The sequence below is a fragment of the Mesorhizobium sp. BHscii genome, assembly GCF_053848065.1.
Genome location: NZ_JBSPKW010000013.1, coordinates 136,302 through 158,732, shown reverse-complemented (window position 1 = coordinate 158,732; position 22,431 = coordinate 136,302). Strand labels below are relative to the sequence as shown.

19 protein-coding genes and 1 pseudogene are annotated in these 22,431 nt (G+C 62.1%); 11 read left to right on the top strand and 9 right to left on the bottom strand.

Features of this window, described 5'->3' with window-relative positions:
- Positions 1 to 103: 103 nt before the first annotated feature.
- Positions 104 to 700 (bottom strand): DUF922 domain-containing Zn-dependent protease, encoded by a 597-nt coding sequence (locus tag ACWTU7_RS19235; RefSeq protein ID WP_455839565.1) that lies wholly within the window; start codon positions 698 to 700, stop codon positions 104 to 106.
- A 234-nt stretch (positions 701 to 934) separates the two neighbouring features.
- Here ACWTU7_RS19235 and msuE point away from each other — a divergent pair, with 234 nt between their 5' ends.
- Genes msuE through ACWTU7_RS19210 form a run of 5 tightly spaced genes read left to right on the top strand, consistent with a single transcriptional unit; the run spans position 935 to position 5,609 of the window.
- Positions 935 to 1,486 carry an FMN reductase gene (gene msuE, locus ACWTU7_RS19230; protein WP_065008644.1) on the top strand — a complete coding sequence of 184 codons (552 nt, stop codon included), beginning with the start codon at positions 935 to 937 and terminating at the stop codon, positions 1,484 to 1,486.
- Between the two features lie 52 nt (positions 1,487 to 1,538).
- Entirely contained in the window at positions 1,539 to 2,912 is a 1,374-nt protein-coding gene (locus tag ACWTU7_RS19225; protein ID WP_455839564.1) for an LLM class flavin-dependent oxidoreductase, read from the top strand.
- Positions 2,913 to 2,928: 16 nt separating this feature from the next.
- A complete protein-coding gene (locus ACWTU7_RS19220) occupies positions 2,929 to 3,777 on the top strand; it encodes an ABC transporter permease (protein ID WP_455839563.1) in 849 nt (282 codons plus the stop codon).
- Between the two features lie 57 nt (positions 3,778 to 3,834).
- Positions 3,835 to 4,833, top strand: coding sequence for an ABC transporter substrate-binding protein (locus tag ACWTU7_RS19215; RefSeq protein ID WP_455839562.1), 999 nt, complete (start codon positions 3,835 to 3,837; stop codon positions 4,831 to 4,833).
- 14 nt (positions 4,834 to 4,847) lie between these two features.
- The gene (locus tag ACWTU7_RS19210) at positions 4,848 to 5,609 is read left to right on the top strand and encodes an ABC transporter ATP-binding protein (protein ID WP_065008648.1); all 762 of its coding nucleotides are present in this window, start codon (positions 4,848 to 4,850) and stop codon (positions 5,607 to 5,609) included.
- Between the two features lie 29 nt (positions 5,610 to 5,638).
- On the opposite strand, the gene ACWTU7_RS19205 is transcribed toward ACWTU7_RS19210, so the two are convergent.
- Both ACWTU7_RS19205 and ACWTU7_RS19200 read right to left on the bottom strand, forming a co-directional pair.
- Positions 5,639 to 7,603 carry an acyltransferase family protein gene (locus tag ACWTU7_RS19205; protein WP_455839561.1) on the bottom strand — a complete coding sequence of 655 codons (1,965 nt, stop codon included), beginning with the start codon at positions 7,601 to 7,603 and terminating at the stop codon, positions 5,639 to 5,641.
- Between the two features lie 300 nt (positions 7,604 to 7,903).
- Positions 7,904 to 8,266 (bottom strand): SPW repeat protein, encoded by a 363-nt coding sequence (locus ACWTU7_RS19200; protein ID WP_455839560.1) that lies wholly within the window; start codon positions 8,264 to 8,266, stop codon positions 7,904 to 7,906.
- A 353-nt stretch (positions 8,267 to 8,619) separates the two neighbouring features.
- Between ACWTU7_RS19200 and ACWTU7_RS19195 the strand changes: the two are divergent.
- Positions 8,620 to 8,967 (top strand): annotated as a pseudogene (locus ACWTU7_RS19195) (cupin domain-containing protein); the annotation flags it as partial.
- A gap of 161 nt (positions 8,968 to 9,128) precedes the next feature.
- Here the strand turns inward: ACWTU7_RS19195 and ACWTU7_RS19190 are convergent.
- A complete protein-coding gene (locus tag ACWTU7_RS19190) occupies positions 9,129 to 9,359 on the bottom strand; it encodes a hypothetical protein (RefSeq protein ID WP_455839559.1) in 231 nt (76 codons plus the stop codon).
- Positions 9,360 to 9,531: 172 nt separating this feature from the next.
- Positions 9,532 to 9,795: a hypothetical protein gene (locus ACWTU7_RS19185; RefSeq protein ID WP_455839558.1), complete on the bottom strand. Its 264-nt coding sequence runs from the start codon at positions 9,793 to 9,795 to the stop codon at positions 9,532 to 9,534.
- A gap of 320 nt (positions 9,796 to 10,115) precedes the next feature.
- Between ACWTU7_RS19185 and ACWTU7_RS19180 the strand changes: the two genes are divergently transcribed.
- From ACWTU7_RS19180 to ACWTU7_RS19170, 3 genes are all read left to right on the top strand, one after another.
- The gene (locus ACWTU7_RS19180) at positions 10,116 to 11,048 is read left to right on the top strand and encodes a hypothetical protein (protein WP_455839557.1); all 933 of its coding nucleotides are present in this window, start codon (positions 10,116 to 10,118) and stop codon (positions 11,046 to 11,048) included.
- 205 nt (positions 11,049 to 11,253) lie between these two features.
- The gene (locus ACWTU7_RS19175) at positions 11,254 to 13,245 is read left to right on the top strand and encodes an AI-2E family transporter (RefSeq protein WP_455839556.1); all 1,992 of its coding nucleotides are present in this window, start codon (positions 11,254 to 11,256) and stop codon (positions 13,243 to 13,245) included.
- A 569-nt stretch (positions 13,246 to 13,814) separates the two neighbouring features.
- Entirely contained in the window at positions 13,815 to 14,963 is a 1,149-nt protein-coding gene (locus tag ACWTU7_RS19170) for a beta-glucosidase (protein ID WP_455839555.1), read from the top strand.
- A gap of 24 nt (positions 14,964 to 14,987) precedes the next feature.
- On the opposite strand, the gene glf is transcribed toward ACWTU7_RS19170, so the two are convergent.
- Both glf and ACWTU7_RS19160 read right to left on the bottom strand, forming a co-directional pair.
- Entirely contained in the window at positions 14,988 to 16,157 is a 1,170-nt protein-coding gene (gene glf, locus ACWTU7_RS19165) for a UDP-galactopyranose mutase (RefSeq protein WP_455839554.1), read from the bottom strand.
- A gap of 2 nt (positions 16,158 to 16,159) precedes the next feature.
- Entirely contained in the window at positions 16,160 to 17,332 is a 1,173-nt protein-coding gene (locus tag ACWTU7_RS19160; RefSeq protein WP_455839553.1) for a glycosyltransferase family 1 protein, read from the bottom strand.
- Between the two features lie 404 nt (positions 17,333 to 17,736).
- Here ACWTU7_RS19160 and ACWTU7_RS19155 point away from each other — a divergent pair, with 404 nt between their 5' ends.
- Both ACWTU7_RS19155 and ACWTU7_RS19150 read left to right on the top strand, forming a co-directional pair.
- The gene (locus tag ACWTU7_RS19155) at positions 17,737 to 18,660 is read left to right on the top strand and encodes a hypothetical protein (RefSeq protein ID WP_455846535.1); all 924 of its coding nucleotides are present in this window, start codon (positions 17,737 to 17,739) and stop codon (positions 18,658 to 18,660) included.
- A 484-nt stretch (positions 18,661 to 19,144) separates the two neighbouring features.
- Entirely contained in the window at positions 19,145 to 20,626 is a 1,482-nt protein-coding gene (locus tag ACWTU7_RS19150) for a hypothetical protein (protein ID WP_455839551.1), read from the top strand.
- Between the two features lie 196 nt (positions 20,627 to 20,822).
- On the opposite strand, the gene ACWTU7_RS19145 is transcribed toward ACWTU7_RS19150, so the two are convergent.
- Entirely contained in the window at positions 20,823 to 21,752 is a 930-nt protein-coding gene (locus ACWTU7_RS19145; RefSeq protein ID WP_065008658.1) for a phosphatidate cytidylyltransferase, read from the bottom strand.
- A 12-nt stretch (positions 21,753 to 21,764) separates the two neighbouring features.
- Positions 21,765 to 22,427, bottom strand: coding sequence for a lysophospholipid acyltransferase family protein (locus ACWTU7_RS19140; RefSeq protein WP_065008659.1), 663 nt, complete (start codon positions 22,425 to 22,427; stop codon positions 21,765 to 21,767).
- Between the last annotated feature and the right edge of the window lie 4 nt (positions 22,428 to 22,431).

Genomic DNA, 22,431 nt, shown 5'->3' with positions numbered 1-22,431 from the left:
GGGAGATGTCCGGCAGGACCAGAGGGGGCGCTGTCCCGCCAACCTTGCCTTGATTTCGAGCTCCATCCTCACTGCTTCTCCTCCCGGTGGGATTTCACATTTCCTACCGCCCCATTAGCAAAGCGACGATGAGCTGCTGCAGATTGCCGCGCGGGGCGAATTCTACCCGGTCGAAATCGCGGCTTGCCTGCCGCTGTGCCTGGGAGAGTTCGGCGAGCCGCCTGGTCATTTCGGTCCTGATCTTTTCGCACCCGGGATCGTCGGGGACGGACAGGCCGATGGTGGCCGTCTCGATCTTGCGGACCATATCGACGATGATGTCGCCATGCACCTTTTCGTGGGCGGCGAGGCCGGCGGCAAAAACGTCCCAACTTTTCTGCACGGCGGCCGGCACCGGCCCGGACGTTTTGGGCAAGGTGTAGGTTATGATGAGCTTCGGCCGCGCCGATACCAGCACGCAGGCATTGCCTCGTCGCTGATAGTCCCTGACCCAGGTCAGCTTGAAATTGGTGTAGGCCATGGCGCGGACCTTGCTTTTGCCGATCATCGGCCCCCGCTCGCCCATCGAGGCATGGAGCTGGGGACCGGTCTGCCCTGAAACGGCGTAGGTCTCGACCTTCTCGACCGGCTTCCATCCCGCCTGCGCCGGCGATGCCAGCAAACAGGCCAGGAGCAGAGACTTCAGAACGAATGTTTTCATGCGAATCCCCCGGGCCGATGGCTTTGGTGCGCTTGAGATCATCAACGCGTGGCAGGAATGCGGTCAAGGCGCCCTTGCCAAACTCGGCGTTCGCGTTCGCGTCGAAAGGACCAATCGACGGCGATGCGCCGCAAACTCAATCCGCTTGGCGGGCCCGTTTTGAAATCTTCTTTCTCACTAATCTCTATAAACTTACTAAAGTTAAGCCACACAAGCGCTTTGCGAGGAGCCCAAATGTCGAAAAAGCTGGTGGTGGGGCTGTCAGGCAACCTGACCCGTCCGTCGAAGACCAAGGCGTTTATCAGCCACATCGTCGCGGAGGTGGCGAGCAGCACCGGTGCAGCCTCGACCGTTTTCGACCTAGAGGATCTCGGTCAGTCCTTCCCGCTGGCAAAGCGCATTGGCGATCTGGATCCGTTGGCCAGAAACATCGTCGAGCGATTGCTGGGGGCCGATGTCTTGGTGGTTGGCTCGCCGACCTTCAAAGGCAGCTACACCGGGCTGTTCAAGCATTTCTTCGACCTGCTCGACCCGTCATCCCTGAGGGGAAAGCCGGTCATCCTTGCTGCGACCGGCGGCGGCGATCGTCATTCGCTGGTGGTCGAACATCAGCTGCGGCCGCTGTTCGGCTTCTTCGAGGCGCTGACCCTGCCGACCGCGATTTACGCCTCCGACAAGGACTTCGCCAACGGCGTGCTGGTGTCCGAAGCCATCCATGCTCGCGCCAGGCAAGCGGTCGCCGAAGCTTGCCGGGCGGTGCCACGCAGCGTCGGTCTTGCCGCTTGAACACCGGCCAGTGACCCTCAATCCCTTTCCGCACAGTCAGAAGGAACCCGCAATGACCAGACCCAGCAAGTCCAGGCAGATCAAGCTTGGTGCTTTCCTGCCCGGTGGCGGACAGCATATCGCAGCCTGGCGCCACCCTGACGCGCCGGCGGACGGCGCGACGAATTTCGAGTTCCACAGGCAGCTCGCGCTTACCGCCGAGCGCGGCCTGTTCGATGCCTATTTCCTCGCCGACAATCTGACCGTCGGCCTCGGCGCCCGCGAAGGCGGCAATGCCAAGATCGCCGGGTTCGAGCCGGTGACGCTGTTTGCCGCATTGGCGCCGCTCACCACACATCTGGGCTTCATCGCCACCGCCTCCACCACCTATGAGGAGCCGTATACGCTCGCCCGCAAGTTCGCCTCGCTCGATCTTCTGTCGAATGGCCGGGCCGGCTGGAATGTCGTGACCTCGGCGGGCGACGAAACCGCGCGTAACTTCAATCGCGAGACGCAGCCTGCCCACGCCGAGCGCTATGCCCGCGCGCATGAGCATGTCGAGACGGTCAAGGCGCTGTGGGATAGCTGGGAAGATGATGCCTTCATCCGCGACAAGAAGTCGGGGCGCTTCTACGATAAGGACAAGCTTCACGACATCGACCACAAGGGCCCGCATTTCAGTGTCAAAGGTCCGCTCAATGTGCCGCGCCCGGTGCAGGGCCACCCGGTGGTGGTGCAGGCCGGGCAGTCGGAGGACGGCCGCAAGCTCGCCGCCCAATCGGCTGAAGTCATCTTCACCGCCCATCAGAATCTAGCCTCGGCGCAAGAATTCTACCGCGACCTCAAGGCGCGCGTGAAGGCTGCCGGCCGCGATCCCGGACAGGTGCTGATCATGCCGGGCGTGGCACCCTTCGTCGGCCGCACCGAAGAGGAAGCCCGCGCCAAATACCAGCAGCTGAACGATCTGATCCTGCCCGAAGATGGCGTGGCGCTGCTCAACGGGTTGGCCGGCCAGACGCTCGACATCAGGGGTTATCCGCTCGACGGACCGCTGCCGCCGAGCAAGGAAACCGAAGGCATGAAGAGCCGCCAGGCGCTGATCCGCCAGATCGCCGACGAGCACAACTTCACCATCCGCCAGCTCTACCAGTGGGTGGCGACGGCCCGCGGCCACTACACTGTCATCGGCAGCGCGGTGCAGGTCGCCGATCAGCTGGAGGAATGGTTCGGCAACGAGGCCGCCGACGGCTTCAACATCCTGCCGCCCTGGTTGCCCGGCGCGCTCGACGATTTCGTCGACCTGGTGATCCCCGAGCTGCAGCGCCGCGGCCTGTTCCGCACCGCCTACGAAGGCAGGACGCTGCGCGAGAATCTCGGCCTCAGGCGGCCGGAAAACCCCTGGACCGCCGCCCGCTCGAAGGTGCTGGCCGCCGAAAAATTCTCTTAGAGCAAAGGGCAAGACGATGAGTTTGCAACACATCGAGCAGCCGGTCACGATCGCTGCACATGACGGCAGAACCAGCCTCGGCGCCGATCTTCCGCGCCTGGCCAACCGGGCTGTCGTCCGCTTCCTGTCCCGTTACGGCATCCTGATCGCCTTCCTCGCGATCTGGCAGGTCTCGAGCAGCGCGGGATGGGTCAACGCCGCGGTGCTGCCGCCGATCGACACGATCGTCTCCGCATTGTGGAATGGTCTGGCCGGCGGCACCTTGCTTGGTGACATCGCCATCAGCCTGCAGCGCGCCGGCCTCGCCTTCGCAGCGGCGGTGGCGGTTGCCATCCCGCTTGGTCTGTTCATGGGCCAGGTGCGCGCCGTCGAAACCGCGCTTGATCCGATCCTGCAGGTTTTCCGGCAGACCTCGGCGCTGGCGCTCTACCCGGTGTTCATCCTGCTGCTCGGGCTGGGGGAGGCCTCAAAGGTCTTCGTCATCTTCTGGGCGACGCTGTTTCCGCTGCTGCTCAACACCATCAGCGGCGTCAAGCAAGTCGATCCGAAACTGCTCGAAATGGCCCGGGTCTATGGCGCGACGCGGCTCACCGCGTTTCGTCGGGTCGTGCTTCCGGGGGCCGTCCCGTCGATCTTCGTGGGCTTAAGGCTGAGTGCGACCACGGCGCTCTTGCTGCTGATCGCCTCCGAAATGATCGGCGCCAACAAGGGCATCGGCTTCCAGGTGATGAACGCGCAGTATAACTTCCAGATCCCGCTGATGTTTGCGGCGATCGTCATCCTCGCCGGCCTCGGCCTGATCGCCAACCAGGCGCTGGTCAGCCTTCAGCGGCGGCTCTGCCGCTGGAGCAATCCCATCGACTGACCAGCCTTTCACCATCCTCTCCAACAGGCACCATCCTCCAACAGGAAAGACCGGACCATGCCAATCACTCGCCGTTCCCTGCTTGCGGGCGCTCCCTTTGCCGCCGGCGTCATCGCCACCGGCCTGCCTCGCTTTGCCGCTGCGCAAGCTGCGCCGGTCACGTTTCGCTACCTCGCCAGCCGCGGCAGCATCTCGCCGCATGAGCTGGCGGACGAGCTCGGCTATTTCAACGACCTCGGCGTCAAGCTGGAGAATGTCGGCTACTCGGGCGGCGGCCCGGAATCGCTGTTCGCGCTCGCCTCCGGCAGCGTCGATCTCGGCTCGGCCGCAACCGCTGCGGTGATCAATTCGATCTCCGGAGGCAACGACTTCGTCGCCGCCTATCCAAGCAACGGCATCAACAGGCAAGTGCACAGCGTCTTCTACGTGCTGGAAGACAGTCCGATCAAATCGATTGCCGACGTCGCCGGCAAGACCATTGCGGTCAACACGCTTGGTGCCCATCTCGACTACACCGTGCGCGAGGCGCTGCACGGCGTCGGCCTGCCGCCGGATGCGGCCAAGCTCGTCGTGGTGCCCGGGCCGCAGCTTGAACAGACCCTGCGGTCGCGCCAAGTCGACATCGCGGCACTGGGCTATTGGCAGGCGACGTTTGCCGGCGCGCTGCTGGACAAGGGCGGCGTGCGGGGTGTGTTCAACGACACCGACGTGCTGGGCGAACTGGCCGGCGGCTTCATCGTCCTGCGGCGCGACTTCATCACGGCGCATCCGGATGGCGCCCGCAATTTCGTCGAACAGTCGGCCCGCGCCGCCGACTGGTCGCGCCAGAACCCGGACGAGGCGCGCAAAGTGCTCGCGGACATCCTCGACAAGCGCGGCGAAAATGGCGAGCTGGCACGCTACTGGACCGGCTTCGGCCTGCGTGAAGGGGCCAAGGCTGACGACCGCGACATCGACTTCTGGGTTAGCGTGCTCGAGCGCGACGGCCGCCTGCCCAAGGGCAGGCTGAAAGCCGCGGATATCCTTTACCGGCGCGGCGAAACGAAAACCCACTGACCGGGAGAGGCGCAATGGCCACCACAAGCGGCGGCGAGGTCACGATCCGCGACCTGTCCAAATCCTTCAGCCTCGGCGGGCGTCCGCTTGCCGTGCTGAGGGCTCTCAACCTCGATATCCGCTCCGGCGAATGTCTCGTCATTGTCGGCGCCAGCGGATCGGGCAAGACCACGCTGCTGCGCATTCTTGCCGGGCTGGAGGCCTCCGACAGCGGCGGTGTCGCGATCGACGGCAAGCCGGTCCATGGCGTCGGCGCTGAACGCGCGGTGATTTTCCAGGAACCGCGCCTGCTGCCCTGGCTGACGGTACTCGGCAACGTCGCCTTTGGCCTCGAAGTGCGGGGCGTGCCCAAGGCGGAGGCCGAGGACAAGGCCCGCTTCTATACCGAGCTCGTTGGTCTGGCCGAATTCAGCGATGCCTATCCCAGGCAGCTTTCGGGCGGCATGGCGCAGCGCGTCGGCATCGCCCGGGCCTTGACCGTGCAGCCTGAAATCCTGCTGCTCGATGAGCCGCTGGGCGCGCTCGACGCCATGACCAAGATCGGCATGCAAGAGGAACTGGCGCGCATCTGGAGCGAGGAGAACGTCACCATGGTCATGGTCACCCATGATCTGGAAGAAGCGATCTATCTCGCGGACAGGGTGCTGATCCTGCCCAGGGAGAAGGGCGGCACAGCGCGGCTGGTCGAGGTTGAATTGCCGCGCCCCCGCGATCGCAGCGAAGGCCGGTTCGTGCGCTATCGCGAAGAACTGCTGCGCGAGTTTGGCTTGCACTGAGACGCGGTGACAGCGCGTCTTGCGCTGCCTTATTTCGCCGCCCCCGACGAAAACAGCGCGCGCTCGACGGGCGGCTCCAGCGTTTGCGCAAAGGGCGTCGCCAAGTGGTGGCGGTCGCGGTAGGCCAGCTTGCCGTCGATGAAGACATGGCAGGTCTTGGCGTCGCAGAACCGGTCGGTCATGTCGATATAGGTCGCGTTGGGGACGGTGCGCACGATGTCGCGCTCCACCGCGGCCACGGCGTCGTTGGCGGCGTCGGTTCGCGGCGCATCACATACCGACGGCGTCTGTCCCCGCCACAGCGCGCGGGCCACGCACGTGTCGGCGAACATGCCGTTGAACGGGACATCGCGGATAAAGGCAACTTTCAGTCCGGCCTGGCTGAACGCTTCCAGCGTTGCACGCAGGCCGGCCTGCCAGTCCCGGTCCTGGCTTTCGGATACCTTCACGTCGGGCGACAATTTGCGCGAGCTCGTCAGCGAGATCTCCGAGATCACCACCAGGCTCGGGCGCAGGGCGATGATCTCCTTGATCGATTGCTCGCGCCATCGATCGCACTCGGTGTAGTCGCGCTTCAGCTTCGAGCTCCAGACCGTCAGCCGCGACGCCCGGCAGGCGGATTTGAGCCAGGTGACGACCTTGTAGTTGTTCTTCTTCGCCGCCTCGATCAGCGGCGTCGACCAGTGGTCGGCATGCGAATCGCCGAACAGCGCGATCGAGTGCTCGGCATTCTTGGCGCCGAACACGCAGGGCTTCGGCGTGACGGTTTCGTAGTCGAGAACGCAGCCGTCCTTGGCGCGCGCGGTGGAGGGCTGTGCGGCAGTTTCGGCAATGATGCGTTGTGAGGGGTCGAGATCGTGCACGGCAAGGCGCGCATTGGCGTAAGTTGCCACAACGCCGGCGCCGGTCAGCATTGCGGCGGGAATAAGCGCGCGCGCCGCGTTCGCCATCAGCCAGACGTTGCGGCGGATCGGGTTCTCGATGAAACTATAGGTGAAGATCGACAGAGCCAGCGTCAATGCTGCGCAGGCAAGCCGCCCGGGCCAGGAGAGGTCGGGAACCATCATCGTCGCATAGACGATGACCGGCCAGTGCCAGAGATAAAGCGAGTAGGAAAGTTTCCCCACCCATTGCAAGGGCGGCAGCGCCAGCATGGCGCTGGGCCCTCTTTGGACATTGCCGGAGCCGCTGAGCAGCAGCAGCACGGTGCCGGCCACCGGCACCACCGCCGCGACGCCGGGGAAGGGGGTGGCCTGTTCGCTGAAGGTCAGATAGGCCCCGGCGATCAGCGCCAGGCCAAGCCATGCCAGTGCTGCGCCCAGTTGCGGGCGCTCGCGCCAGAATTTTGCCGGCGCCATCGTCGCCAGGCCGCCGGCGGCGAATTCCCAGGCCCTGAGCGGCGAGAAATAGAAGGCCCAGGGCTGCGCCACGGTGGTGAGCCAGGCGCAGACGGCGAACGACACCGCGCCGGCGAGGCCGATCACCAGGATCGCCGTGCGCTTGCCCGGGCGCAGCCATGCCGCCAGCAGAAGCAGCGCCGGCCATACGAGGTAGAACTGCTCCTCGACGGAGAGCGACCAGAAGTGGATGAAGGGGTTGTTCGCCGCATCGGGTGCGAAATAGTCGAACGACCAGCGGATCAGCCATAAATTGATCGCATAGGCCGAGGCGAACATGGCGCCTTTCGAATAGAGCGCCTGTTCGTCCGGCGACAGGATGAAGTAACCCGCGACAAGCGTGGCGAAGATGACGAACAGCGAGGCCGGCAGCAGGCGCCGGGCGCGTCTTGCGTAGAACCGCCACAGGTTCAGCCTGCCGCACTCGGCCATTTCCCGCAGCAGCTGGCCGGTGATCAGATAGCCGGAGATGACGAAGAAGATGTCGACGCCGGTGAAGCCGCCCGGCAGGTCCGACAGACCGAAATGGAACGCGACGACGCCCGACACCGCCAGTGCACGCAGCCCTTCGATATCAGGCCGAAACGATGCTGACACGGCAAAACCTCGTGTGGTCGTTGAAAAAGCCACCCGTTGCGAAGACTCGACGCGATGTATTGATATTGCAAGGCAACAAATCTAACGCAGTGCAACACAAGTGCAGTTGGCGGAGTGCAGCGCGGGTGTGCTCGTCGGCGTCAAAGCGCTGGGGCGGCGCTGACATATGCACCGGCGCGGCGGGGTGTTTTTTGAGCACAAGGAAGACAATTGGCCCGGCTAGCGGGCCTGCGTACCGATCTCAGGCTTAGAAGGAGCCCGCCGCTCGCGCGCCGGGCTCCTCCCCTTGGTCGTCACCAATCACGCATGCGCTGGCGGATGATGACGAGAGTCCCAGACCGCCCAGGCCGATGCCGCAACCACCAGCACGCCGAGGACAACATGGGTCGCCATCGCGTTGGCGTTCGCCACGAAGCCGAGCAGCCAGGGCGAGGCGATCAGCCAGAGCCCGACGACAAGGTTCACCCACTCTTCCCATTCGGCGAATACCGAAAGCGCCGCGAGAGCCAGGGCGCCGAGCACGACTGCGGCAATCCAGGCGTTCCACGCAGGAGCGGTTTCAGCAGCGAAGCCGATGACCCAAGGTGAGATGAACAGGCATGCCGCAAGGATCAGATTGATCCAATCCTGGGGCTTCTTTCCTTCCATCAGATTGTTTGCCATGACAACCTCCACAGATGAAGCTTGACCAAAGCACTACGTCGCGTGCAACGCACGCTTAGTCATTGATATATCGTACTTTCGACGGCTTTCAAGGAGTGGCCCCGGAGGGCCGGCCCTAGCGTCGGTTCCGTACCGCGGCGATGCCGCGTCTGCCATCCGCCTGCGCAATTCAGAAGCGCCGGTTCCCGGAGGCTTCGGCTGCTCGGGAGGATGAGGGCAACGTCAAGCGTAGCGGCACGTGGCAAACCGTGCCATTGCTGCTGATAATGCGGGCAGGCCCGCGTTGCTCATGTCAGGTGCTTCGGCTATTGACCGGCAGCCAATGCCGGCACAGTTCCAAACGGAGCCCGACCATGACAGAGAAGACCATCCTCAAATTCGGCGCGGTCGAAAACGCCGAGGCGGGCGATCTCGCGGGCTGGGTCGTGGTCGACGGCAACCCAACCATGAAGACCGCCGTCCAGCACACCACAGAGGACGGCAAGGTCATGTCGGGAACATGGCAGGCTACTCCCGGCACCTATCACGCGACCTACAGCGACTATGAATTCGTGCACATGATATCAGGCCGCATCGTCATCACGCCCGATGGCGGCGCGCCCGTCGAAGTCGGTCCCGGCGATGCCTTCGTGGTCGAGGCCGATTTCAAGGGAACGTGGAAGATCATCGAGCCGGTGACGAAGCATTTCGTCGTCAGGGTCGCTGAGGCCGGAGGCGAACCTATCGCGGCTTGGCGCGCCGCCGCCAGGTCTATTGATCCCGGGGCCTGTCGATCCTTAGGGCCTGTCGATCCCGGCCGCCGCAAGCGTGGTGCGGTCGAAATAAAAGGATAGAGTCCCTCCATTAGGGGATGGATGAAACTCTAGAAATCGAAATAGATCGCCGGCGGATACGGACTGGACGCATTTTTGTCGGCCGGCGCCGCCATCGCACCGGACGAGGCGTTGATCCCGCCGGTGGACTTTTTGTCGAGCGGCGGCCGGGTTTTCTCGGCTGTGGCCGCTTTCGCATCTGTCGCAACGACTTTCGTTTTAGCCTCCACGGTTTGCGAAAGTGCGAGGACGGCGAGAAGTGCAGACACGGCAAGTTTCATGACGGCGTCCCTCAATGGTTAACGTAAGGTTAACCCCAGCCGCCGGCCCGAACACCGCCGCTGTGTGGAATGGCGTGGAATTCTCCGGAATTCCTGGAATATGGCTTGTGGAAAGGCGCGGCTGCAAGGAACCGGCGCGAGTTAGGCTTACGCAGCCGCGCCGACCGTAAGTTCAATCCTTGAAGCCGGTCGAGTCTAGCAGGGCGACCTGCTTGCCGTCGATGTAAAAGCGTATCACGTGCGCGCCGCCGTCGACTTCAATGCGCGTCGGCTCGATGGCCGGCGACGCAGGAGCCGCCTTGCCATATGTCGCTGCCGCGCGCGAGCCGGCAGCAGCACGCGACGGTCCATCCGGCCCGAAAGTCAGCAGCAGCAGTGCGGCGGATCCACCCGCAACCGCGGTGAAGGGGATTTTGGGGGAGGCAATCCAGGACATCGAATTATTCCTTCCTTTGTTGCGGCGGCATCTACGCTGGTTTGTGGTGGTTGCGAGAGCTCGGCTTCGCCGTCGTTCAAATGACTGAGGAAGGGGATTGGTATTCAAGCCTAGATAGCGTGAGTTTCATAACTTGCCCTTGCCCTGCGCGACCTTAGTGCCGCCCGGCAGGGCGAAAAGGGTAGGCGCGTGGAGCGGCGTGGAATTCTGCGGATTTCCTGGAATATGGGACTTTAGGAGAAGTCCGGCCCGCAATGAATGCGGTGGGAGCAAGTTCTGGCACATGTTATGCCTCGCGGTGGCATTAAGGGGCGGGTGGGATGGCACAGCATATCGCGCAGAAATTACGGTTGACTGCGGCCCTGCTGGGAACCGTCGCTCGCAAGGATTTGGCGGCGGCGTTCCGAGGCGTCAACCCGAAGACGGCGTTCGATCTCGGCCGTGCCGACAAATGGCTGCAGGGCCGCGCCCAGCCGCGCGAGCTCAGCGTCTACGACGACTGGTCGAAGCTTCTCAAGCTGGAGCAGCCCGGCACCTGGATCGCAGAGAGCGACCTGCCAGGCTTCACGGCGGCGATCTGCGCCCGCCACGGCATCGAGAGGGCCGAACTGGAACGCCGCGTCGGCGCGCAGTTCGAGACGGCGTCCGGGCATGAAGAGCGAAGCCTTGGATTGGCCCTTGCCGGAACCTATGCATGTTATTCGCGCGCCTTGTCGCCCTATTATCGCGGCCAGTTGATCAGGGGCAGTCTTTCGATAGAGACCGGGCCGGGGGCGCACGGCCTGACTGCCGCCTATCGCGAGGCATTGCCGACCGGGCAGCTGCTGCTCGGTGGGCTGATGACGTCGGCAAAACGCGGCCTCTATGCGCATCTGAAGGAAACCAGCGGCGAAGCCCAATTCTTCCTCTGCCTGTTTCCGCACTCGCGGCCCGGAAGCGTGCTTGGCGGCTATCTATGCGGCACCACCATCATCGGCCCGGAGCCGCAGCCGTCCCTGACCAGGATCCTGATGATCCGCTTGCGCAATCGGGGGCCCCAGGGATGGGGCGGATATCTGCCGCCCGACGGGTCGATCGCCGATGATCTGGCTTCGCTCGGCGTGGCAATTGAGCAGCCGGAAATGGTCGACCGGCAGCTGGCGCAATTCCTCGCCGGAGACAGCAAGGACGGCGGTGCTAGCCAGATCCCGCCGGCCGAGTTCCGAGGCATCCTCGACGTGTTCGACCGTCATTGGCTGCGTCATTCGGATTAAGCCTGACCTCGTCTTCTGCCTGTGCGGAACCGATCACCACGTCAGTTGTTTTGTCCGGCGACCGAAGCGCCCGTCCGGCTGTCCAGTTGGGCCGCAAAGCGCCGCCCTTGCCGATCGCGTCTTCGAACTCGCCGGCGCGAAGAAGCGAAAGTTGCACGCCGGCTCAATATGCCTGATCATGGCTATGGCAGGGCGGAGGTATCAAGTGGCGGCCAATCGTCGAAACGGCATGCACCCCGCCGAGCCCGGGGTGATGGGCGTTGTTTCCTCTGCCAGAACCCTACCGCGGATGTCATTGCCCACCGTCGCAACAGTCGTGGCGGCGGTTGCGGCCCTGTACTTCGGGCGCGAGGTTTTCCTGCCGATCGCAATCGCTCTGCTGCTTACCTTTGCGCTCGCACCCATAGTTTCCGGACTCAAGCGAGTCGGCCTTCCCCGTCTCCCGGCCGTCATCGCCAGCGTGCTGAGTGCATTCACGGTCCTCGCGCTGTTCTCCTTCATTGTCGCCACGCAGGTGAGCGAACTGGCGCAGAACATCCCGCTTTACCAGTCGAATATCCTGACCAAGGTCCGATCCCTGAAGGAGACCGGCGTCGGCGGAGGCATCATCGCCAGGCTGAGTGGGGTGATCGAACGCATTGGTCAGGAACTCGACCGGCAGGAAACCTCACCGCCTACCGCAGGTGAGCCAGAGCGCGAGCCGGTGCCTGTCGAGATCATCGCGCGCGAAAGGCCGCTCCAGGTTCTCCAGAACCTGATCGGCCCGCTGATCAGCCCGCTGGCGTCGGCCGGCCTGATCATCGTCGTCGTCATCTTCATGCTGCTCGAGCGCGAGGACCTGCGCGACCGTTTCATACGCCTCGTCGGGTACGGCGATCTTCATCGGACCACCGAGGCGCTCCAGGAAGCGGGCAAGCGGGTCGGCCGATATCTGCTCATGCAATTGGTGGTGAACATCGTCTATGCCGTGCCGATTGCATTCGGGCTTTGGGTTCTCGGCATACCCAATGCACTGCTGTGGGGTTTGCTGGCGTTGGCGCTGCGCTTTGTTCCCTATATCGGCCCGATCATTGGTGCGTTGCTGCCTTTGTTCCTGGCGCTTGCCGTGGCTCCCGGCTGGTCGCTCGTGCTATGGACCGCCGGGCTGTTCGTGGCCATGGAAATGATAACCGGCAACGTCGTCGAACCGTGGCTCTACGGTTCACGAACCGGGCTTTCACCATTGGCCATCATCGTTGCGGCTATCTTCTGGACCTGGCTCTGGGGGCCGTTGGGCCTGGTTCTGTCGACGCCGCTCACTGTCTGTCTCGTCGTGCTCGGCAGGCACGTGCCGCAGTTCGAATTCCTCGACGTTCTGTTCGGCAACGAACCGGTGCTCGAACCGCATGCTCGGCTCTACCAACGGCTGTTGGCCGGTGATCCAGAGGAAGCCACAGATCACGCCGAGGAGATCCTGGAGGAAAGATATCTGTTCGAATTCTATGACAAAGTCGCCATTCCCGCACTTCTGCTCGGCGAACAGGATCGGGTGCGGGGTGTCATGGGCGATGAGCAAAGACGACAGGTGGCGGCCAGTGCGCAGACGCTGGTGGCGAACCTCGACGATAGCGCACGGGAGGAAGCAGAGGAGGACGATGATCCGGCGGCGGCCGAGCCTGCCACGGCAGATGAGGACAAGCAGGCTCAAGGGGTGAGCGAGGACGACATCGAACTCCCGGATGGCACGGACATCTCAGTGCTTTGTGCCGGCGGCCGCGGGGAACTCGACGATGCCGCCGCCGCGATGCTGGCGCAGGTGCTGGAAGTGCAAGGGGCGACGGTCTCGAAGGCGAGCTTTGCCGACATGGAACCGGCGAGCATTCGCCGGCTCGAACTCGACGCTGTCGACACCGTTGTGGTCGGATTCCTGAACCGCGACTCCGTCAAACATGCCCGTTTCCTGGTTCGTCGGCTGAAACGTGTCAAAAGGGCGCTGCGGGTGGGGATCGTGTTCTGGTCGGAGGACGGCGACGACAAAAACACAGCCGTCGAATTGGCCAATGACATCAACGCCGATTTTGTGGCGTATGGCATGGTCGAAGCCGTTCTCGGCGCGTTGTCGAGCGATCCGCCGGTTGCGCTGAAGATCGCTGCCAAGCGCCGCATGCGCCGCCGGTTGCGTCCTGCCAAGAAGGCGCCGCTTGCCGCTGCAAAATGAGCGCGGGACAGGGCGGCGAGGGCGTGGGCTCATAATCATGTCTGGCGCATTCCTGACGTCTGCCGCCGACCTGGTGTCCGCGATCACGCCAAGCAAATCAGTCAGTAAGCGTAGGCGAGGGCTGGAGTCGCGTGGGGCGTCAAAGGTACAGAGCAGAAATGCCAAGTTGGCGGGTCGCCCGCCCAACCAGAAATATTTCAACCGAAGGGGAACCTCACGGTCGCAGGCAAGTTCGGTACGCGATGTGGGGGAGATTGCTTTATCGTTGTCGTGCTTGCGATCTTCTCCTTCCTCGGATTCCATTAGGAGGGACTATGGAGCGCGACTACGATCAACGAGGCTGGGCTTGAGAGCGCCAGTCTGTCATCCTGAGGTCGACCTCTGCTCACCGACAACACCTGGACTCGCCCCCGCTCGCGCTCGCTTGGTCAACATTCGACGCTTGCACCCGTACCACTCAGAGGCGACGCGATGGCGGCCCGAATGAAATTGTGGTGGGGGTCGGAACTGGCAACGGTCGATCGCCTAGCGGGAGCGCTGGCGCGAGCCTTGGCCGACGGGTCGCACGCATGAGCGACGAGCCGGCGCGTCCGCCGGGCGAATATCCGTCCGAGTTTGCCAGCTTCTTCATGGCTGGCTTCGAATGTTCCTCGCATCGGCGCGGCGACGGAGTGCGCCTCGATTTGATTCGCGCAACCGCACACGACAAACACGCTCTCGCCGACTATCGCAGCTGTGCTGCCCTTGGGCTTCGCACGATCCGCGACGGCTTGCGCTGGCACCTGATTGAAACTGCGCCAGGCGTCTTCGACTGGTCGGGTTGGATCTCAATGATCGAAGCGGCTCACGCGGCGGGGGTGCAGGTCGTCTGGGATATATTCCACTATGGCTCACCAGATCACGTAGACCAAGGCGCCCCAGACTTTACAGAAGCCTATGTCCGCTTCGCCGCTGAAGCTGTCCGGGTCCATCGCTCCATCACAGGAGTAGCTCCCTTGGTGTGCCCGATCAATGAGATCTCATTTTTCGCATGGGCGATAGAGGTCGGCTATTTCCCACGCGTGGGGCCGAAGAAGCGGGGATGGTTCAAGCGACAGCTTGTGAGGGCAGCGGTTGCGGGCGTCAAGGCGATGCGCGATGCCGAACCTGATTGCCGGTTCATATGGGCTGAACCGCTAATCCATGTTGCTCCCCGTGACCGTAGTCGTGCCGAGCAGCGGCGCGCGGAAAATGTTCGTCAGGGCCAGTTTGAAGCCTATGACATGCTGACGGGCCGTGCCGAGCCCGAATTGGGCGGCACCGAGGACTGTGTCGACGTCATCGGACTTAACTTTTATCCGCACAACCAATGGTACTTTCAGGGGCCAACGATACCGATGGGCCACCACGAATATCGGGCGCTTTCCGACATGTTGGTCGAAGTCGCAGAGCGCTACAGAAAGCCCATGTTCATCGCCGAGACAGGCGCTGAAGGATCAGGCCGGCCGGCATGGCTCCATTATGTTTGCGATGAGGTCCGCGACGCAATGAGCCGTGGTGCCCCGATTCAGGGTATATGTCTGTACCCGGTGACTGCGTATCCCGGCTGGGACAATTCGCGCCACGCGGAAGTCGGCTTATTCTCCACGATTCATGCCGACGGTTCGCGCAGTCTTCGCCAGCCGGTTGCAAATGAATTGGAGCGCCAGCGCACACTGTTCGCGGCCGGTGTTTCGTAGCGGTCGAAGAAGGGGCGGGCCACGTCAGTAGGTGGGGAACTGCTCCGAATGTTGGCCGAGCATCGTCCGCTGCGTAAGCATCTGCACCGTGCCGTTTGCCGGCAGGCTCTGTTGAATGCGCGCGAACGTCGCCAGAGCCTGACCGACAACCTGATCCATATTGTAGTAGCGGTACGTGGCCAGGCGCCCGACGAACCACACTTCGGGGCACGCCGCTGCCAGTGCTTCATAGCGTTTGTACAGCGCCTCGTTTTCCGCCCGTGGCACCGGGTAATAGGGATCGCCGATATCGGTTGGATATTCGTAAGTCAGGCTGGTCTTCGGACTCTGCTGTCCGGTCAGATGCTTGTACTCGGTAATGCGGGTATAGTTTTCCGTCTGCGGATAGTTGACAACGGCGACCGGCTGAAACTGCTCGCAATCAAGCGTCACGTGCTCGAACCGAAGTGACCGATAAGGCAGACGACCAAGGCTCCAGTCGAAATATTCATCGACCGGCCCAGTGTAGATCATCCGCTGAAAGGGAATCTTCTCGCGAATTTCGCGATAATCGGTCTGCAGCATGATCTTGATCCTTGGGTTGTCCAGCATGCGCTGGAACATGCGTGTATACCCGCCAGCCGGCATATTCTGGAAAGTGTCGCCAAAGTAGCGATCATCGCGGTTGATCCGCGTTGGGACCCGCGCAGTCACGGACTTGCTTAGTTGGGCCGGATCGACACCCCACTGCTTCCTTGTATAGCCGCGAAAGAATTTTTCGTAGAGTTCCCTGCCAACGGTGCTCACAACTACGTCTTCAGCTGTCCGGACTTCCTCGACCGTTTCTCGCCGGGATGCGAAGAACTCCTCCAACTGCTCGGGCGTCAATTCAAGATCGTACAGACGATTGATCGTGTCGAGGTTGATCGGTATCGGCAGCAGTTTTCCGTCGACCGAAGACAGTACGCGATGTTCGTAAGGCCTCCATTCGGTGAACTGCGAGAGGTAGTCTATGATCGATTGGGCGTTGGTGTGGAATATATGCGGCCCATAGCGGTGGACCAGAATTCCAGCTTCGTCGTAACAGTCATAAGCGTTGCCGCCGATGTGATTTCGCCGGTCGATGAGCAGGACTCTTTCCTGCCGTTGCGATGCGATGCGTTCGGCGAGCACGCTGCCAGCGAAGCCGGCGCCGACAATCAACCAATCGAACATGGTCAGGCTCCCCGGCGCAAAGGCACAATGCTTTTCATTGCATAGGCGCGCTGGATATGGGCAGCCATTGCGTCCCACGTTCGTTCCCAGGACATGTTGGCGAGGTAGGCATCGACTTCCTTCAACAGGAAATTCCGGGGACGTGACAGCAGGGACCGAAGCTTGGTTTCGATGTCTTCGGCGTCAACAATGTCGACCAGGCCTTCGGCGCCATAGGTGCGCACGACGTCCACAATCGCCGTGGAGACCACCGGCAGTCCGGCGGCCAGGAACTCAGGGGTTTTGGTCGGGCTGATATAGCGTGTCGCCTCGTTGAGCGCGAAGGGCATCCAGCCGGCGCTCCAGTGCCTGAGATAGCGAGGCAGGTCGGCGTAGGGCTTGGCACCCAGCCAATGTAAGTTACTTGCGCGCGGCAAGCTTAGCGGGTCGATCTTGACCACCGGGCCGAGCATGACGAAATGCACTTCGGGCATTGCCGCAGCCGCCTGTGCGATCATTTCAACGTCGAGCCGTTCGTCGATCACGCCGAAGAAGCCCACTCTCGGGTGAGGTATGTCTGCCTGGTCTACAGGGTCATCGCCGGGCTCTCTTGCCTTGTGGAAATGCGCAACGTCGATGCTGCTGGGGAAGGGAAAAATCGACTTGTGGAGGCTTCGTTTGGCCTCGTACAGACTCTGCCCGCCCGTGAACACGACATCAGCGCGCTGGAACAGCGCCTTTTCCATCTGCGTCAACTCTGCCGGCGCGTTCTTGAAGGCGGAGAGTTCATCCATGCAGTCGTAGACGCACACGTCGTAGCGGAGATGATCGCTGAAACGCAGCGCCATCGGCGTGTAGTACCATACAGTCAGCCGGTCATGCGGCGCTGAGGTGAGGATCTGGTCGACGAACCTGCGCTGGATGGCGTCCGCCTTTGTTGCGGAAATGCCGGCCGGAAGAACCGGGGTTACGATTGTGATCATTGCAGATCGATCGTTCACCCGGATCGAAGGATAGCGTATTTCCTCGTAGACCGGCTCCTCAAAGTAAATTAGCTGCTGCTGTTTTGAGGCGTGCGTCAGAATATGCTGCGGGCGTTGGTGTACGAAATCCCACCTGAGGTGAGAAAAGCAAAGTAGAATAGACGATTTTATGGGCATATTTGATTTATTTTTTTTGCCACCCGCTATTTTCATGTAAGATTCCTCTGAACTATAGTTTGTAATTCTCCAGATTAACATATGTTAATCGAAGCACGCTCCTGATGAATCCTTTATCCTTTTATCTAACTTTCATTTGAGTAAGTTGTTCCATGGATTTTAATTGGCTGTAGCCGCCGAGCCGGCCACTTGCGCAATTGTTCGAAGAGAAGCGGCGCTGCTACCAACACCCGACTGACATGTCGCCTCGGCCAAGGCGGAGGCGCTTGCAGCTTCATATCTCGCCAAATGTGGCGCATTGCCACAGAACGGCTGAAATCCGCTCAATCGTTCAACAACCATTCATGAGCGCAGGTATAAGAGTTAATGAGCCGCGCATGATTCGTTTTGGTCGCCACAGATGGCCGAAGAGGGCAGCCACCGTGAGAGAGCCGCAAGGAATGAAGTTCAACTTTGAAACCAACGTCTTTCCGTTGTTTCACCCGCAGTCCGTGGATGATCTGAAGGATCCTTGTCCGGTGTTCGACGGCGAGATTTGGCACGTCTTCGGTTCCAGCGGCACTGTCACGACCGAGAGCTGGAAAATACTACATGCCACGGCTCCGGATCTTTATGGGCCGTGGACTGAGCATGAGGCGCTCGACTTGCCGGTAACCGGATCGGGCATAGCGGCGCCCGGCGTCATTCATGAATGCGGCGTCTTCCATATGTTTATCCAGACCGAATTCATGAAGTCGGGCGGACGTTGCGAACATGCGGTTTCCAATGATGGCTTCAACTGGGTGGTGCTGAAACCGGCGATATCGTCCCTGCCGGGCACCGATGAGGACGGGATCTATGATCCCCATCCGGCGATCATCGGCGGCAAGCGCTACATCGTCTATTCAGGCATGCCTAAATTCACCAGGGTGCCGCAGCCTGACGTTTATCTGGCGCGCAGCCAATCCGATTCCTGGTTCGGGCCGTGGAAACGTCTCGGCAAGATATTGGACCATCTCGACGTTCCCCATCACAATGCGCGCGAGCATCCGGACTACGAATGGGGGATCGAGGGCGCCCAACTGGTCGAACTGCCCGACGGTCGCGTGCTTCTCAACGCCACCTGCTTCCTTCCCGAGGGTCCGCGCGGAAGTCGTCAGCGCGTATTCTTCGCCATCGCCGGCGACGTCCAGGGTCCCTACGTGTCGGTCGGCCCCGTGCTGGATCCTGGTGAGCCTGGGGAGAACGGCCATTCGACGGTAATGATCGAGGGCGGGAAACTGACCTTGTTTTACCAGAGCAGACGTGAGGCAACGAACCATCGCTGGCGTTTCGGACTGGCTAGGTGCGACCTGGATCAGCAAGTCCTTTCACGAGTCGCGTAACAGGGACGACCGGGGCCGAGGCGTCGTGGCTGTGTCATGACTATTTCATTCGCGTTCCTGCGATCGTCCATAGCGATAGTCCATAACGTAACGGTGATCGCAAGGCCGGCTCTGCCGCAAGGGCGCAGCAAACTACGGGCCATGATCGCGTCCTGGCTGGTTCTTCGTCAGGATCGACCGAGACCTGGATTACCTTGGGATCAACCACGTCGAGGGAGCCTTAGCAACTCATGACTGCCCAAGGAGGGGCCTGAGTGGAAGAAAGCGATCCAGTTCCTGCATAGATGGGTTTGGGACGGGGTAACCCCACCGGAGGTGCGTCAGGCCTTCGAGGCCGTCGCTTAGGAGAAGGAGATGTTCCTTCCCTGCGACTAGGGCAGGGCATCCTTGCACTGCAAATAGATGAGAGTCCGTTGGCCTGCCAACCCGGCGAAACATTTTGCCACCGCGGCAGTTATACCGCTCCGGGGACGAAATTCGGGGCATGCCTTTGAACGATATTAGATTGGCGATACCGCTGGTCGGGGAAGTGGAAGACTCTGCGCCGAGATCGGCTGCCGGCCTGCCTTGGATCAAGTTAGCCGGTTCCTATTTCGCAACCGAGGACGGTGAGGCATGGACGCCGATCGGGCACAATGATGCGGTAAGCTGGCCCGAACTCAATGGCCTGTTCCGGCGCGCCGATATGGCCGGCGTGGAAAATCATCTCCGTTGGCTGAAGGAAAGCGGCGTCACCTGCCTCAGGCTGATGCTGGAATATGCCCAGGTTCGCCACCGCTACTTCGAGAAGCCGCAGGGCCGCTTCGTGCCGGCAATGGTGCAATTGTGGGACGACCTCTTTCGTCTTTGCGAAAAACAGGGCTTAAGAATCCTGCTCACCCCCTTTGATACGTTCTGGCAGTGGCTGCACTGGCGCCACCACCCCTACAACCGCAATAACGGAGGCGTGCTGGACCACCCGTCGCGATTCCTGATCTGCGTCGAGACGCGCCGCGCGATCAAGGCAAGGCTGGAATTCGTGGTTCGCAGATGGAGCGGCAGCGGAGCCTTCTTCGCATGGGACCTCTGGAACGAGATCCATCCCGAGCAGGCTCAGGGCAGCGCGGATGGCTTCGGCGCCTTCATCCATGATCTCAGCGATTTTGTGCGCCGGCTGGAAACGTCACTTTACGGCCGCTCTCACCCGCAGACCGTCTCGCTGTTCGGACCTGAGCTTCGCTGGCGGCCCCACATGCCGCTGCCCGGGCCGATCTTCCGCCACCCAGACCTCGACTTCGCCTCCCTCCATCTCTACGAGGAGGGCACGATCGATGACCCCAGTGACACGGTCGCGCCGGCGCTCGGCATGGCGCGGATCGTCGGAGAGGCGCTCGGCGAAATCCGTGACGGCCGCCCTTTTCTCGATTCCGAACACGGCCCGATCCACTCATTCAAGGACAAGAAAATCACGCTTCCGGAACCTTTCGATGATGAATATTTCCGCCATTTGCAATGGGCTCACCTGGCGGCGGGGGGCGCGGGTGGCGGCATGCGGTGGCCAAACCGCACCCCGCACGTGCTCACCCCCGGCATGCGGCGGGCGCAGCGTTCGCTGGCCGATTTCCTCCCTCTGATCGACTGGGTTTCGTTCCGGCGTGCCCATCTCGGCAACAGGATGCGGGTTTCCGGTCCCGACGCCGCGGCTGTTGCCTGCGGTGACGACTCCCAGGCAGTGGTCTGGCTGGTTCGCCGCGACACGATCGGGGGGAACGGTATGCTTCGCGCCGGCGCTGCGCCGGTTCCAGTCGCTTTGGAGCTGCCCGGGTTGGCTCGTGGCACCTATCGCGTCATCGCCTGGGATACCACTGCCGGCAGGCAAACGGCGGATTGGCAAGCGAATTCGGACGGCTGTCTGAAGCTTGATGTGCCGCCGTTCTCCGCCGATGTCGCCCTTGCCATCCGCCGAGGCGTTCTGGCTGCGCCATAACTATTTCATCCGCGGTCCCGTTGGTCCAAGCAGAGCCGCGGGAAATATCTCTCACGACCTGCGGCAGGACTCGAAGGGGTAGCGTGGTCGAGGGATCCGTAGGTTGCGCTCAAGGTCGCTGGCAGGCGCCGCATTCGCCGCCGGCTGTCAATTAAGCGCCGCTTGCGGCTGCAACAAATAACGCTGTAGTTCGCTGTCACGTCCAGAAATAGCGCACGGTGTGGAAGAAAACCGGGGCGGCGAAGACCAGGCTGTCGGCGCGGTCCATCATGCCGCCATGGCCCTCGATCAGATGGCCCCAGTCCTTCACCCCCTGATCGCGCTTGATGGCGGAGGCGACCAGTCCGCCGAGGAATCCCATCAAGCAGGCGATGAAAGCGACGCCCGCCGCCTGGAGCGGCGAAAACGGTGTCAGGAACGACAGCAGCGCGCCAAGCAGGCTCGACGTCGCCAGCCCGCCGACCAGCCCTTCCCAGGTCTTCGACGGCGAAACCTTCGGCGACATCAAGTGCCTGCCGAACAGCTTGCCGAAGATGTATTGCAGCACGTCGCTGCCTTGCACGGTGATGATCAGAAATGCGATCAGCAACAAATTGCGGCCCTCGAAGCCGGGCACCTCGAGCGTCAGCAGCGCCGGCACGTGGCTGACGCAGTAGACCGAGATCATGACGGCCCATTGCTGTGCCGAGACGCGCTCGAGAAAGCGCTCGGTGTCGCCATGAAGCGCGGTGATCGCCGGCATCAGCAGGAAACAGTAGACCGGGATGAAGATGGTGAAGAGGCCGTACCACGCGGTCCACACCAGCCAGTACTGGAACGGTATGATGATGCCGAACATGCCGAGCAGCACCCAATGGTCGCTGCGGCGGCTGTGCGTCAGCGTCACGAATTCACGCAAGGCCGCAAACGAGATCAGCGCGAACAGGATGGTCATGCCGGAGCGGCCGAAGAAGAAGGCGACGGTGATCGCCACGACCATAACCCACCAGGCGTTGATGCGCTGGTTGAGGTTGACCAGCGTCGAGGACAGCGGCTTCGGCGCGCGCCACGACAGGATGCCGGCAACCAGGCTTGCGGTGGTCAGCACCGCAGTGAGGCCGACAACTAGAATGAGGGTCTCGTGCATTGGCATGTTGTTCTAGTCGTCTTTTAGCGGGCGGGGATTGAGCGCTAGCAGCGCCTTGCGGGCGCGGTCGAGAAAGGCCCGGCGTTCCTCGCCGGGCGCAATGGCGATCGGCGCGCCGAAGACCACGCGGCAGAGCAGCGGCACCGGCACGAATTGGCCCTTGGGCAGCACCCGCGACATGTTCTCGATCCAGCACGGGATGAGTTCGACGTCGGGCCGCGCCATCGAGAGATTATAGAGGCCGGAGCGGAACGGCAGCAGTGGCTCGTCTGTCATGTTGCGCGTGCCTTCGGGGAAGATGATCAGCGAATGGCCCTCGTCGAGCACCGACAGCATGATCGAGATCGGATTCTGAGCCTCATCGATCCACTGCCGGTGGATGAGCACCGAGGACAGCATGTCCTGCGCGATGAACCGGCGCAGCCGTGATTTTCCCCAATAGTCGGCGGCGGCGACGGCATGGGTGCGGGCGCGCTCCTTCTCGCTGAGGCAGGCAGACAGCAGGATGAAATCGCCGTGGCTGGCATGGTTGGCGAAGTAGATGCGCTGCCGGTCCGACGGCTTGCTGCCGTTCCAGATCGGCCGCACCCCGGTCACCGCCCAGGCCAGCGCCGATAGGCCGACCGAGGTCACGGTCTGCAGCAGGGTGAAAGTCCTTGTGCCGAGCTTGCTCATCGTC

Excerpts from the sequence above, each read along its gene's own strand:
- ACWTU7_RS19155 (WP_455846535.1), top strand. The coding sequence starts at position 17,737 with ATGAAGTTCAACTTTGAAACCAACGTCTTTCCGTTGTTTCACCCGCAG.
- ACWTU7_RS19215 (WP_455839562.1), top strand. The coding sequence starts at position 3,835 with ATGCCAATCACTCGCCGTTCCCTGCTTGCGGGCGCTCCCTTTGCCGCC.
- ACWTU7_RS19140 (WP_065008659.1), bottom strand. The coding sequence starts at position 22,427 with ATGAGCAAGCTCGGCACAAGGACTTTCACCCTGCTGCAGACCGTGACC.
- ACWTU7_RS19220 (WP_455839563.1), top strand. The coding sequence starts at position 2,929 with ATGAGTTTGCAACACATCGAGCAGCCGGTCACGATCGCTGCACATGAC.
- ACWTU7_RS19145 (WP_065008658.1), bottom strand. The coding sequence starts at position 21,752 with ATGCACGAGACCCTCATTCTAGTTGTCGGCCTCACTGCGGTGCTGACC.
- ACWTU7_RS19225 (WP_455839564.1), top strand. The coding sequence starts at position 1,539 with ATGACCAGACCCAGCAAGTCCAGGCAGATCAAGCTTGGTGCTTTCCTG.
- ACWTU7_RS19150 (WP_455839551.1), top strand. The coding sequence starts at position 19,145 with ATGCCTTTGAACGATATTAGATTGGCGATACCGCTGGTCGGGGAAGTG.
- ACWTU7_RS19185 (WP_455839558.1), bottom strand. The coding sequence starts at position 9,795 with ATGTCCTGGATTGCCTCCCCCAAAATCCCCTTCACCGCGGTTGCGGGT.
- glf (WP_455839554.1), bottom strand. The coding sequence starts at position 16,157 with ATGTTCGATTGGTTGATTGTCGGCGCCGGCTTCGCTGGCAGCGTGCTC.
- ACWTU7_RS19190 (WP_455839559.1), bottom strand. The coding sequence starts at position 9,359 with ATGAAACTTGCCGTGTCTGCACTTCTCGCCGTCCTCGCACTTTCGCAA.
- ACWTU7_RS19200 (WP_455839560.1), bottom strand. The coding sequence starts at position 8,266 with ATGGCAAACAATCTGATGGAAGGAAAGAAGCCCCAGGATTGGATCAAT.
- ACWTU7_RS19180 (WP_455839557.1), top strand. The coding sequence starts at position 10,116 with ATGGCACAGCATATCGCGCAGAAATTACGGTTGACTGCGGCCCTGCTG.
- ACWTU7_RS19235 (WP_455839565.1), bottom strand. The coding sequence starts at position 700 with ATGAAAACATTCGTTCTGAAGTCTCTGCTCCTGGCCTGTTTGCTGGCA.
- msuE (WP_065008644.1), top strand. The coding sequence starts at position 935 with ATGTCGAAAAAGCTGGTGGTGGGGCTGTCAGGCAACCTGACCCGTCCG.
- ACWTU7_RS19160 (WP_455839553.1), bottom strand. The coding sequence starts at position 17,332 with ATGAAAATAGCGGGTGGCAAAAAAAATAAATCAAATATGCCCATAAAA.
- ACWTU7_RS19210 (WP_065008648.1), top strand. The coding sequence starts at position 4,848 with ATGGCCACCACAAGCGGCGGCGAGGTCACGATCCGCGACCTGTCCAAA.
- ACWTU7_RS19170 (WP_455839555.1), top strand. The coding sequence starts at position 13,815 with ATGAGCGACGAGCCGGCGCGTCCGCCGGGCGAATATCCGTCCGAGTTT.